General features: G+C 53.0%; 9 protein-coding genes. 2 read left to right on the top strand and 7 right to left on the bottom strand.

From position 1 onward, the window contains the following. From KIH39_RS24050 to KIH39_RS24040, 3 genes are all read right to left on the bottom strand, one after another. Entirely contained in the window at positions 1–870 is an 870-nt protein-coding gene (locus tag KIH39_RS24050; protein ID WP_213496270.1) for a DUF6492 family protein, read from the bottom strand. Between the two features lie 31 nt (positions 871–901). Next, positions 902–1,597 carry a sugar transferase gene (locus tag KIH39_RS24045; RefSeq protein WP_213496268.1) on the bottom strand — a complete coding sequence of 232 codons (696 nt, stop codon included), beginning with the start codon at positions 1,595–1,597 and terminating at the stop codon, positions 902–904. A gap of 922 nt (positions 1,598–2,519) precedes the next feature. Further along, complete coding sequence (locus KIH39_RS24040) at positions 2,520–5,123, bottom strand: beta strand repeat-containing protein (protein WP_213496266.1); 2,604 nt, start codon at positions 5,121–5,123, stop codon at positions 2,520–2,522. 311 nt (positions 5,124–5,434) lie between these two features. Here KIH39_RS24040 and KIH39_RS24035 point away from each other — a divergent pair, with 311 nt between their 5' ends. Further along, positions 5,435–5,674, top strand: coding sequence for a hypothetical protein (locus KIH39_RS24035; RefSeq protein WP_213496264.1), 240 nt, complete (start codon positions 5,435–5,437; stop codon positions 5,672–5,674). A gap of 163 nt (positions 5,675–5,837) precedes the next feature. After that, a complete protein-coding gene (locus KIH39_RS24030; RefSeq protein WP_213496262.1) occupies positions 5,838–6,593 on the top strand; it encodes a hypothetical protein in 756 nt (251 codons plus the stop codon). Between the two features lie 25 nt (positions 6,594–6,618). On the opposite strand, the gene KIH39_RS24025 is transcribed toward KIH39_RS24030, so the two are convergent. The 4 genes from KIH39_RS24025 to KIH39_RS24010 all read right to left on the bottom strand — a co-directional run bounded on the left by KIH39_RS24025 (position 6,619) and on the right by KIH39_RS24010 (position 11,640). Next, positions 6,619–7,383 carry a HEAT repeat domain-containing protein gene (locus KIH39_RS24025; protein WP_213496260.1) on the bottom strand — a complete coding sequence of 255 codons (765 nt, stop codon included), beginning with the start codon at positions 7,381–7,383 and terminating at the stop codon, positions 6,619–6,621. A 40-nt stretch (positions 7,384–7,423) separates the two neighbouring features. Further along, on the bottom strand, positions 7,424–8,155 hold the full coding sequence (locus KIH39_RS24020; RefSeq protein WP_213496258.1) for a hypothetical protein: 732 nt from the start codon (positions 8,153–8,155) through the stop codon (positions 7,424–7,426). A 273-nt stretch (positions 8,156–8,428) separates the two neighbouring features. Then, the gene (gene asnB, locus KIH39_RS24015) at positions 8,429–10,342 is read right to left on the bottom strand and encodes an asparagine synthase (glutamine-hydrolyzing) (protein ID WP_213496256.1); all 1,914 of its coding nucleotides are present in this window, start codon (positions 10,340–10,342) and stop codon (positions 8,429–8,431) included. A 2-nt stretch (positions 10,343–10,344) separates the two neighbouring features. After that, positions 10,345–11,640 carry a glycosyltransferase family 4 protein gene (locus KIH39_RS24010; protein ID WP_213496254.1) on the bottom strand — a complete coding sequence of 432 codons (1,296 nt, stop codon included), beginning with the start codon at positions 11,638–11,640 and terminating at the stop codon, positions 10,345–10,347. Positions 11,641–11,645 lie beyond the last annotated feature (5 nt).

Raw genomic sequence — 11,645 nt, 5'->3', positions numbered from 1 at the left:
TCACCGAATCTGGCTGGAGACTTGCTCGAATCGCTTGAGCTTATCGGAGTAGAAGCTGACCGGAATATACTGCTTCGAGGAAACCATCACCGCGCACTGTTCGGGTTCGACAGAGGAGAGGAAGCCTTCCATTCCTTCTTCGGTGTGAATTTCCCGACCCCAGCTGACGGCACAATGGTTCGACTTCTCGAAGAAGTGACCGCGACCGTTGAGGACGTGCTCGACGAAGACACCGTAGAGAATATATTCGGACAGGTGCCACTGTCGGCAGATCGCTTCCATCCACCCCATGCCAGTCATCGTCTCAATGTGCTTGTACAGCATGAGAAGATTGTCGCGGCGCCAGGTGATCAGATTGCCGATGTAGTTGGCCCCGAAATAATCGCAAGGGAAGAAACCGAGCAGCTTCGCGGCGGTCATGTGCCAGGGGGCATGCATGTCCGTGCGGCCCATGGTCGGGTTGCGGTAGAGCACCAGCTTACCCTGCTCGTCGGTAAATTCGCCCAGGTTCATCGGCCGGATGAAGGATACATCCGAATCGACGAACATGTAGTTGGCCGATTCGATGTGTTCGCCCACACCCAGTTTCACCACTTGTTGCAAGATCCAGTTGCGGACCGGCATCGACTTGAAGCTGAACCACCAGCGTCGAGCCATCGGCAGCCGCATGATCCACCAGGGCAGAACCGATTCGACGGTCATCACCCGGGTTCGCGAGCTGGCCAGCTTCTGGAACTGAGCCTCGTCTCGCTGATCCACCAGTAGAACGTGTTCGACAGTATCGGGAACGTATTTGTTTACGCTGTTGACTAACATCTTGCAACGATCGAAATCGGGACCGTAGCTAGGGGTGATCATGGTCATTTGCATGGTCGTAAACTCCTGATGAAGATCGAGTGTATTAGTAAGCGCCACGGCCGGTTAAAACTGCGGGAACCGTTTCCACCATCAGTATCAGGTCGTACCACCAGGACCGACGGTTGATGTATTCCAAGTCCATCTTGACCTGTTGTTCGAAGGGGATGTCGCCTCGTCCCCGAACCTGCCAGATGCAAGTGATACCCGGCTGCACGGCCAGACGACCCTTATGGCGGGGTTCGTAGCGGGCCACCTCTGAAGGCACGGCGGGTCGCGGACCTACCAGACTCATCTCGCCAGTTAAAACATTGAACAGTTGTGGCAGTTCGTCAATGCTCGTTTTGCGAATTATCGAACCAATCCAGGTAATCCGGGGGTCGCGTTTCATTTTGAAGGTGATACTGTCCCCGTGATGGCTATGCTTGCTCAAGGTCATTTTCAACTGATCGGCATTCACGATCATCGAGCGGAACTTGATGAAGGAGAAGGCTTTACCGTCTTTGCCGATTCGCTTCTGGACGAAGAAAACCGGTCCCATGTCGGTCAGCTTGATAAGCAGTGCCACCACGAAGCCCAGAGGGGCCAGAGCGATGATCGCACCGAGAGCAACCACGATGTCGGTCGTTCGCTTTGCGATGGTATAGAGTCGCCCTACGGCCAAACCGGCTTCTGGAATCGGCCGTCGCACGGGGGCTTTAACTGTTGCGATGGGTTCCGCATCGAGTAAGACTGCTGCCACTTTAAGATCCCCTATAATTGCGATGAATTTTCCTGATCTCGATGAGCTACTAATCGCAACTGGTGCGCCAGAGGCCAAAAATATCCGGCTTTTCTACTGCGGCATAATTTCTTTGATGCCATCAGCGGAACTCAATCAAATTGAGAAAATTCTCTTCAGTCACTCTGATAAAACGGCGGTTGATGAGCGAGTCGTGAGAGGGAAGGAATGCGAGAAAAGGGATCGAATTGGGGGCACCTGATGACGAAGTGAAAAATTCAAATATTTTCGGGCCGGGCGCGAGATAATTGGCCGGGACTCAATTCTTAGCGGACGAGTGAGTCAGATCCCGTCCGACCGCGCGTTGGCTCCATTTGCCCGATTTGCGTTGTTAGCCCGAAACGTCAGTGAGGGCATTAATATGGCGAAACTTCCCGTTTCCAGAACTTCCACCCACATAGGCTTTGTTAGCCCGATTTGCGTTGTTAGCCCGAAACGTCAGTGAGGGCATTAATAAGGCGAAACTTCCCGTTTCCAGAACTTCCCCCCGCATAGGCTTTGTTAGCCCGAAACGTCAGTGAGGGCATTAATATGGCGAAACTTCCCGTTTCCAGAACTTCCACCCACATAGGCTTTGTTAGCCCGATTTGCGTTGTTAGCCCGATACGTCAGTGAGGGCATTAATAAGGCGAAACTTCCCGTTTCCAGAACTTCCACCCGCATAGGCTTTGTTAGCCCGAAACGTCAGTGAGGGCATTAATAAGTCGAAACTTCCCGTCTCCAGAACTTCCCCCCGCATAGGCTTTGTTAGCCCAAAACGTGAGTGAGGGCATTAATAAGTCGAAACTTCCCGTTTCCAGAACTTCCACCCACCTGGTATTCTCACTGCATTAGAATCCATACCAAAAGCCCTCACTGACGTTTCGGGCTAACACTTTTCCCCCTACCCCACATAGAAGCCCGACAACAAACTGGGTGAGAACGTGTAAATATTCGCATACTCGCTGAACAAATTCTCCTTGGGCGAATCGACCTGCAGGATGGTAATAATTCTTAAATGCGGCGGACCGCCCGCGCCCGGGACAAAGAACAGTTCGCCCTCGCCATTGCCATCGAAGTCCTTGGCCGCGACTTGAACCCCGCCGTAGAAGCCGGTGAACGCTTCAATGGAATTCGTTTGGGCTCCGGTCACGGCGTCGAACGTGACCACGTGCGTATCGACATTCGAACCGCTGGCTCCGACGATGAGGTCGGCTTTGCCATCGCCATTCAGATCGGTGGCCGCTACGGAAATTCCTCCCGTGTAGGAAGTCGAGAACGCATAGAAAGATTTGAGCACCGCGAGGCTTTTCCCATCGAACACTTTCACATGCGGCGGGCCGCCCGGACCGGTGCCGGTAATAATGTCGTCGTAGCCGTTGCCCGCGACATCGCCACCGGCCACGGTTACCCCGCCATTAAAGCCCGGGTAAGCGAGGAAGCTCTGGACTAGCGCCCCCGTCTTTCCATCGAACGCTACAACATGCGAAGTTCCCACGGCAGCGCCAACAATAATATCGTCGTAGCCCTGCCCGCTCAGATCGGCCAAGCCAATCGTCACGCCACCTCGATAGGCCGGATCGAAGGCATCGAAGGACATGATCATCTTCCCGGTCACGCCATCGAAGACTTCAATATGCGGGTCGGCGGCCGACGCCACCCCGGTTACGATATCATCGACGCCGTCGCCGTTGACATCGCCGGTCGCCACCACAACGCCGCCGTTAAAATTTTGCGAATAAGGATAGAAGCTGAATTTCTGAGTCATGTCATCGGAATAGACGTTCACCGCGCCTGGCCCGCCGATACCAACGCCTACTGCGATGTAATGCGTACCGTTATCTCCAAAGCTGCCAATATTTGTAAATGTAATTGTCTGGGCATTCGTGAACGTCCAGGTGCCGGTTTTCCCGGTGCTCGTCTGGGTATACTGCCGATTACTTCCTTGCGTACCGGTCGTGTCTACGCGAAGTACATTACCTGCGCCTCCCCCATTCACGAAGAAGGCGGTCTGATTCATCGAAGGGGTAACGTAAAAGGAATCGTAGCCAAGGCCCCCGTTGAATGTGATACTTTGAATGTTCGCCAGCGTGAAATTCTTATTATCCAATCCGGCAGCGGTATCACTACCGTAGAAGGTATGGGCAGTCGTATCGCCCGTATCGGTGAGCGTCAGACTATTCTGGCTGCCGGTGGGTGCATCGCTGAAAGCCATGCCCGGCAACGTCGCCCCGAGGTTGTAGTTGATCGTGACCGAGTTCGTCTTCGCGCCCCCATGCACCACGATGTTATCTTCAATCGGCTGATCAATCACCAGCGTGAGATTCCCATCACTGGTCGTAGAAGAAGGAGCGAAAAACTCGATCGGCCCACCAAAACCACGAATGCTGAGAACACCACTTTCACCGAGTACCGTTCCGATAGTCAGAGTGCCGACATTGGCCAGATAAGTTCCCGATAAGGCCAGTACTCCCGCAAAGGTCGTGACCTGCGTCTGGAGTGGATTGCTCGGCGTGCCAATGGCGTTAGCGTGGCTATTCAATCCCGAAGCAAAAATGGCCGTCTGCCCCGGCTGGCCAATGAACTGGGCGGTTTCCAACTGCACCGTCGAAGTGGTAGTGATCGGATTCTGGAAGATCACCTGATTAACCGCCCTCAGATAGACGGCCCCAGAAGTGTGTATCCCGGCTATGCCGTCCACAGTGCCAATCGTCAGATTTTGGCCGCTGGTTTCATCGGGATTATCGACGTAGACAGAGCCGGTAGCACTAATGGCCAACTGATTTTCCACATCCAGTTTTCCCGCATTCGGCCCATCCAGACTGACCGATCCGCCCGCCGCGATGGCCAGATTCGGAACCACCAGAGTCGAGATCTGGCCGCTGACCACTGGTAGTGTGACATTGCCCCCGGTTCGCAACGAGAGGATCGGCACGCCGGCCGGTAGCGTCAGACTGTTGATCGTGATGTTGCCAGTATTGTCGGTTCGACCGATCCGGAGAATGCCCGCCGTGAAAGTGGCCAGTTGCGACGCGTCGAGATTCAGACTCCCGGTCTGGGCCGTGCCGCCGATCACGATATTCTCGGCCTGGCTCGCGCCATACTGCTGCTGGAGAGTGATGATGCCGCTACCGACGTTGATAGGTGAGGTGAAATTCAAGTTGGCCGCAGAAAGAGTGACATTTGCGGCCGACAACGCGGCATCGACCGAAATGGTCGTGAGCTGGCTAGCGACCACCGAGCCGGTGAAGTTGAGCGCGTTTTTGAAGACGAGCGATTGATTGGCGGCCGGGGTTACTGAGGCATTGAGATCGGTGACGCTGGACTGAGCCACACTCAGGATCAGATTGTTTGCCCCATCGCGAACCTCAATGTTACTGCCGTTGGTTCCCACAATAGCGGAGTCATTCGCGGCGTTCTCCGAGATGTTCAGCGTGGAGCCGTTCAGTGAGGCCGAGACTACCGGGGTGATTCGGTTTTCCAATTCGATAAGGTGCAGTTTCTTCATAAAGGTACACTCAGTAATTTCGATTCCGAGGAGAGTTAAAAAGCCTTGCAATTCCGCTTCGGCCCTGATTGCCAAATTACGGTGATTATACCGGAAGCGGGAGTCGATCTTATTGCCTAAAATTCGCAATTTACCCAAATGCCCAAGCAGTTCGCCAATATTAACCCCTTCTTACTTCGGATAAACTGTCGGTAGAACTGGATGTTTTCCCCGAATGGAAATTGATGCAATTCGAGTCTTCGAACTCTAATATTTCGTAAGCCACTACTGAGCGGTGCAACTCCGCAATTCAATCTCAAAAGAGCCTGGCTATGTCCAAAATCCTTGCAGCCCTGGGTATTTCGATGGGAGTCAGCTTTGCGGTTCTGGGGTACTATGCCGAATCGTTTTATCCGGAAGGCAAACTCCTGTTCTTTGTTTTAGCCAGACTCACTTTTCTGATGGGCCTCGGCCTGCTGTTATGGAAGCGGATTATCGGGAAGCTCGAGAATTCGGATCATCAAGCGAGTGCTACCCAAAAGAACCAGGATTCCGGTTCCTTGGAAAAATGAGTGTTTTGAAGCGGATTTTTCGACGTATCAGCCGAGCTTGACTTGGACTTCTCTTCACTCGCTGGGAATGCCTCACTTGGATGGACAGAATTCGGTCTATTCCTATCAAAAATGAAAGCCGTATTCCTTACGCTCTCTATGTCATTTTCAAGCGAGTCCAGCTGTGAATAAGGTCTTTGCCATCATCGGAATTTTGAGTGGTATCGGGTTTGGCGTTCTGGGCGTGATGTTCGGCGAATTTCTTCCCCAGGCGAAAATTCCATTCATCATCTTCGGGGCCATTCTCACTTTGGGCGGCGTGGCGATACTCTTCTGGAACAAAATTGCGGGTGAGCCAGAAAAACTGCCTGAAGAAGAGATCACAATCACTGCCGCGAAAGATTCACCGACGGGGCAAGCTACCGTGCGAATTCCTCTGGATGGTTTGGAGAAGCCGGTCCAAGGGAAGCGCTGTTACGTGGAAGCAACAGCTGAGGGCATGCAGATTCTGGATTCCGAAAACGCCTTGCTAACTCAGATCTCAGCCGGGGAGGCGATTACGCGAATTCATTTCCCCAGTTTCTGGGGAAAGCCCACGTTACTGGTCGACTGGGAAAGCGAAGATCCGCTCGTTTTCGAACCGAAGAAAGAGGCCATTGCGCAGTTGCGCGATCTGATCGAAATCAGCCTGAAAATGCATCCTGAAGCGGCCCGGGAAGCGATTAAAAAGAAAGCTCTGTTTTATCTGGGGCTTGGTGGTCTGAGCCTGGCCCTGGGTATCGGGATTACTCTCTTTTCGTTTAACATGGCGGGGCCGAACGGCCGGTATTTTGTGATGACTGGATTCCTGGGGTTTGGAATATTCTCAATCCTTCGGGGAATTCTCTGGTATACGAAGCTATCGAAAGTGACAGCGGCTCAGAAGTCGGTGGAGGAGTAAGGTGGCGCGGAGGAGCCCGGCTAAATTATTCCTTCAACGAAAATCTCAGCCTCTTCAAGGCTTCAACGGCTTCCTTGGTGGGCCGTACAACTTTGTTCCCTTTGGCAAGTTCTTGAAGAATCTCGATAGCATCCGTTGAACCGAAATGCTCAAGAATCGCAATAGCTCGAAACCGAAGAAGCCATTCTTCGGATTGATCCAAAATATTATTTAAGCTTTCTGTTTTACCACCACAGGATATAGTCATCTCATTATTTATCCACTTGATCCCTATATAGACGAAATCGGTATGTTCGAGATGCCCGCCAAATGTTACCAGAGGTAAAATTTCATTCTTTTCTAAATGCCCAAATTCCCATCCCGCAAAAATTGTCACCAATCGAACTAGCGTCAGCGCATCTAACTTTTCATCAAAATACTTCTCCACGTCTTTTGCTAATCGAGGATCGAATCGTCGGAGTTCCTGATCCGCCGATTTGGCAATTTTCTCATCCCCGGAACCCAAATCCGCTAGCAACTTTTTCAGTTTCCTATCATCGAGTTCCAGTCGGGTGAGATGCTTCTTCAGAAACGGAATCGTCTGTTCGGGATGCTGAGAGAGCTTAAGCAGCGCAACATAGGAAATTCCCTCTTTTTTCGCCAAATCCTTCCACCATTGCTCCAATTGTTTATCGGTAGGCGGGGCCGGATATACAGGACCATTCGAAATGGCCAGCCAACAGAGCATTACTGTGAGCAATTTTCCCATGGCAAAGTCTCGTTGTTTCAGCGGCTGAAAGGTATCTTTCAAAAATGTCAATCTAGATGCATCGAGATGGATCTTCTTAGAATTAATCCTTCAAGGCCAGCTTCATGCGACCCAAGACCTCAAACGCCGCTTTGGTCGGCGCGGCATGTTTATGCCCTTTGGCGATATCCTTCAAAATCGCAATAGCTTCCGGGGAGTTGAAAATTTCCAGTAATGCAATGGCTCGCTGCATGCATTGCCAATCCTTTTTTACCGTCCACTCCGGACTAATAGCGAATATCCAACTACTGACTTCTTCGAATTCCTCTTTATTGATCGGCCATCTGAGGGTTATCCGGATTTGACTATCATGGGGCTGCAGTGTAATCTCAGGTTTTCCCTTTTTCTCGTAGATGCCAAATTCCTTATCTTCGAGAATTGCGACCAATCGCATTGTGGTCAATTCGTCCATCGACTTGAAAAAAAGATTCGGGATATCTTTCGCCAAGCGCGGATCATATTTTCGAAATTCCGCATCCGCTGCCCGTGCTACCTTCTCGTCTTTAGAACCCAAATCGGCTAGCAACTTGAGGAATCTCTTATCGTCCAGCTCCAGACGATAAAGTTTTTTCTTTAAAAGATTTAATGTCTGTTCTGGGTAGCTCGATAGCTTCAACAAAGCTGTGGATGCCTTCGGCTCCTGTTTTGCCAGATCCTCCCACCACCGTTCGAGTTGCGATTCGGACGGAGGAGGGGCCGGGCTTCGCGGCGGCGGATAACCATATCCGCTTGAGGCGAGCAAACAAATCAGCATTCCAGCTAAGAATTTTAACATGGCGAATATCCGCGAGAGCTGTGACCAACAAAGCCTTTTCGCGATTAAAAATTAACAGATTACCGCTCGGAAGTATACAAAAATTCCCCACGCGACGCGACCTTTCATCACTCACTCGAAATCGAAATTGTTTGAGATTGAAAAGAGGAGATCTGAAAGAAAATAGACGCCCTTTTCGCGATGTGGGAAGGGATTAACGAAGAGAAGATTTCCCGAGCTCTACCCAGGAAATGAATTGAAACGGATCTTCAAAAATTCAGAGTTCGCTGCCGCTCACAGTGTCACTTGATGTCGCTTGCACCAGTCGATAATCGTGTGCAACGACCAGATGCGCGACCAGTAGAGCCCCGGCTGATTATCGAGGAAAGCCTTCCAGAGCTTTTGTACCGGTACCGGATCGAGCCCAATGGAACGGATAGTATCCACCTCGTTGAAGCTGGCATCCAGGGACGGCTTCAAAGGTCCTCGACACCAGGTTTCAAAGGGCAACACAAAACCTTTCTTGGGCGAATCGAACAAGGCGGGATCGAGCCCGCGCAAAATCCGTTCGCGTAGAAACGCCTTTTGCCCCAAGGGGAAATAACGATCTTCCGGAGACAGCTTGCCCACCGCTTCCACGACCCGCCGATCCAGCAGCGGCAACCGCACTTCCAGCGAACTGGCCATGCTCGCGGCATCGGTATCCCGCAATAAGCGGTCACCCAGAAACAGCGAGAACTCCAGCCGCGACACGGCCGTCAGAGAAGACTCTTTTTGAACCTGTTTCAAAAGATCGATAAACCGATCTTTCGGCAACCCCTGGAAACTCGAGGTATTCGGCCGCTTGCCCAGCAGAGTATTCGCAAACTCCGGCGTGAACAGTCCATAGGCCAGCTGATAGACCGATAGCAGATTGCCGCCGGTCTCAATAACGCTTTGCACTTTCCCCCAGCGCGTCTGTGGCCGGATCTCCTGGCTGCGCCCACTGGCAAGGGCCCCGACGAAATTACGTACCGGCTTGGGAACCGAGCGGAGCCGTCGGCCCCAGCGATTCGCCATGGGAATATCGCGAAAACTGCGGTACCCGCCGAACAGTTCATCACCGCCCGTGCCAGCGAGAGCCACGGTCAGGCCGGCCTTACGCACAGCCCGACTGACGATATAAGAATTCAAACCATCGAACGTCGGCTGATCGAGCGATTCCATGGCCGAGGGCAGTAGTCTCAAAAACTCGTTGCCTTGCAGTTGAATATTGGTGTGATCGGTATTCAGGGCCGCGGCAATTCTCGACGCGGCCTCCGTCTCATCCAGATTGGAGTCGTGAAAACCGATGGTAAAGGTCATCACCGGGGAAGAACTCACATCCACAGCCATCTTGGCGATGGCGGACGAGTCGATTCCTCCCGAAAGGAAGACACCTAACGGTACATCGGTGGCCAGATGCTCTTTCAGAACCTTTTTCAGAAGATGCTCGACATCGACCGGGTCGATCTTTCCCTCTTCAGCCGGGGGCAGAGTCCAATACATCTGGGGACTCGGAAGCTCTTTCTGTCCTTCCTTGAAGATCATCAAATGCCCGGGTGGCAGTTGCACGACTCCCTTAACGATTGTTTCCGGGCCGGGAACGAATCCATTCCAGACGTAGTTGGAAACGGCACTTGGCGACAGCTTGCGCTCGACCAGTCCCGAAGCGAGCAATGATCGCAATTCGGAGGAGAACAGCAGCGCCTGTCCGCCGTCGCCATCAGGCAGGAAGGTGTAGTAAAACGGTTTCTGACCCAGAGGATCGCGCGCCAGCAGCAATTCCCGTCGCTGCGGATTCCAGACGGCGAGGGCGAACATTCCCTCCAGCCGTTTGATGCAATCGGGCCCCCACTGAACATACGCTTTGAGGATAACTTCCGTGTCGGAATGGGAGATAAACGTATGGCCCGCACTAAGCAACTCGTCGCGCAGATCGCAGTAGTTATAAATTTCGCCATTGAAGATGAGAACGGTACCGGAAGCCTGGTGAATCATCGGTTGATGACCGAGCGGGCTGAGGTCCAGAATCGACAACCGGCGATGCGCGAGCGCAACCCCGGCCGACTGATCCAGCCAAAAGCCGTTATCGTCGGGGCCGCGATGCTTCTGCGTGGCATCAGCAACTCGAACCGCGTCGACAATCCTGTCGTTCAGTTTTCCGTAGGCTCCGGCAATTCCACACATGTCTAAGCCCGTTCACTTAAAAGTTGTTCGAATAGCTTCTCGATTCGGTCGCCCGCGACTTCCGGGGCATGCTTGGCCTGCACCGCCAGTCGTCCATTTTTGCCCAATCGGTCGCACTCGTCGGCCTCGAGCTTCAGAAGATTGCGAATTCCTTTGGCCCATTCATGAGCATCTCCGGCCGGGATGAGCCAGCCATTTTCCCCGTCCTTAACCAGTTCGGGTATGCCCCCCACCGGAGTGGCCAGCACGGGGCGGGCCATCGCCATCGCTTCCATCAGTACCACCGGCAATCCTTCGTAGAAGCTAGGCAATACTAGTGCGCGAGAAGCCCGGACGTGCTGGCGAATTTGAGATTCGTTTTGCCAACCGGCCAGAACCACCCGATTTTGCAGGTCGAGAGCGACAATTCTTTTTTCCAATTCCGACCGTACCGGGCCGTCGCCGACCAGAACCAGTTTCCCGGGTGTGCCATCACCAATGGCTTCTGCAAAAGCCTCGAGCAACAACAACTGACCTTTTTCGGGGCTCAGGCGGCCGACGCAGACGAGATTTCGGGAACCCTCGGGAATCGGCTGCGGATCGGCGAGGAAAGACTGATCGACCGTGCAAGGCACGATGTGAATCTTTTTCCAGTACACCGGATCGCAGAAGCGCATCAGCTGCGCCTTGGTGTAGTGGCTGATGGCAGCGGTGAATTCAGCTTCCGCCACCTTGGCCGGGAGATTGATCGTCAGCGGCGAATCGAGCTCGGCGGAGCCGTGCACGGTCATGCTGAATTTCACATCCGCCAGCCGTTTCATCAGCACCGCAACTGTGGCGGCGTTGGTACCGAAGTGCACGTGAACGTGATCGATTTTTTTGCTTTTCAGAACGTCGACCAGTCGCACGGCCTCTACCAGATAGGCGAGATGTTTACCGAGATTTTTGGGGTTCTTGCGGGCGTAGCGAACCGCTTCCCACAGGGCACGTCGGGTCCGCAAGGGGTGTAGCGCACAGGAAGTCAACACACTACCGAGCAGTTTGAGTTTAGATTCGGCGAGACAGCTGTAAGTCTTCTCGGCTTCCAGTTTATCGGCAGGATCGACGATGGAACCGAGGGTGGAACGAAGCGAGACACGCTCGATCTGATAGCCGCGCTTTTCCAACTCGGCGATTTCGCGTCGAATGAAAGTATGGCTGACCATCGGGTACTGATTGACCAGATAGGCGATGCGGGGCTTCGTGCTCAGCTGAAGCTGATCCTGAAAAGTTCCCGGAGTTCGCGTTCTGGGACTCCGTCGTGCGAGGGTAGTCGTCATTGAGT

Source organism: Telmatocola sphagniphila (genome assembly GCF_018398935.1).
Classification (GTDB): Bacteria; Planctomycetota; Planctomycetia; order Gemmatales; family Gemmataceae; genus Telmatocola; species Telmatocola sphagniphila.
The sequence above is the reverse complement of the archived record's forward strand: the minus strand, read 5'-3'. Positions and strand labels throughout refer to the sequence as shown.

Excerpts from the sequence above, each read along its gene's own strand:
- asnB (WP_213496256.1), bottom strand. The coding sequence starts at position 10,342 with ATGTGTGGAATTGCCGGAGCCTACGGAAAACTGAACGACAGGATTGTC.
- KIH39_RS24010 (WP_213496254.1), bottom strand. The coding sequence starts at position 11,640 with ATGACGACTACCCTCGCACGACGGAGTCCCAGAACGCGAACTCCGGGA.
- KIH39_RS24035 (WP_213496264.1), top strand. The coding sequence starts at position 5,435 with ATGTCCAAAATCCTTGCAGCCCTGGGTATTTCGATGGGAGTCAGCTTT.
- KIH39_RS24020 (WP_213496258.1), bottom strand. The coding sequence starts at position 8,155 with ATGTTAAAATTCTTAGCTGGAATGCTGATTTGTTTGCTCGCCTCAAGC.
- KIH39_RS24040 (WP_213496266.1), bottom strand. The coding sequence starts at position 5,123 with ATGAAGAAACTGCACCTTATCGAATTGGAAAACCGAATCACCCCGGTA.
- KIH39_RS24050 (WP_213496270.1), bottom strand. The coding sequence starts at position 870 with ATGCAAATGACCATGATCACCCCTAGCTACGGTCCCGATTTCGATCGT.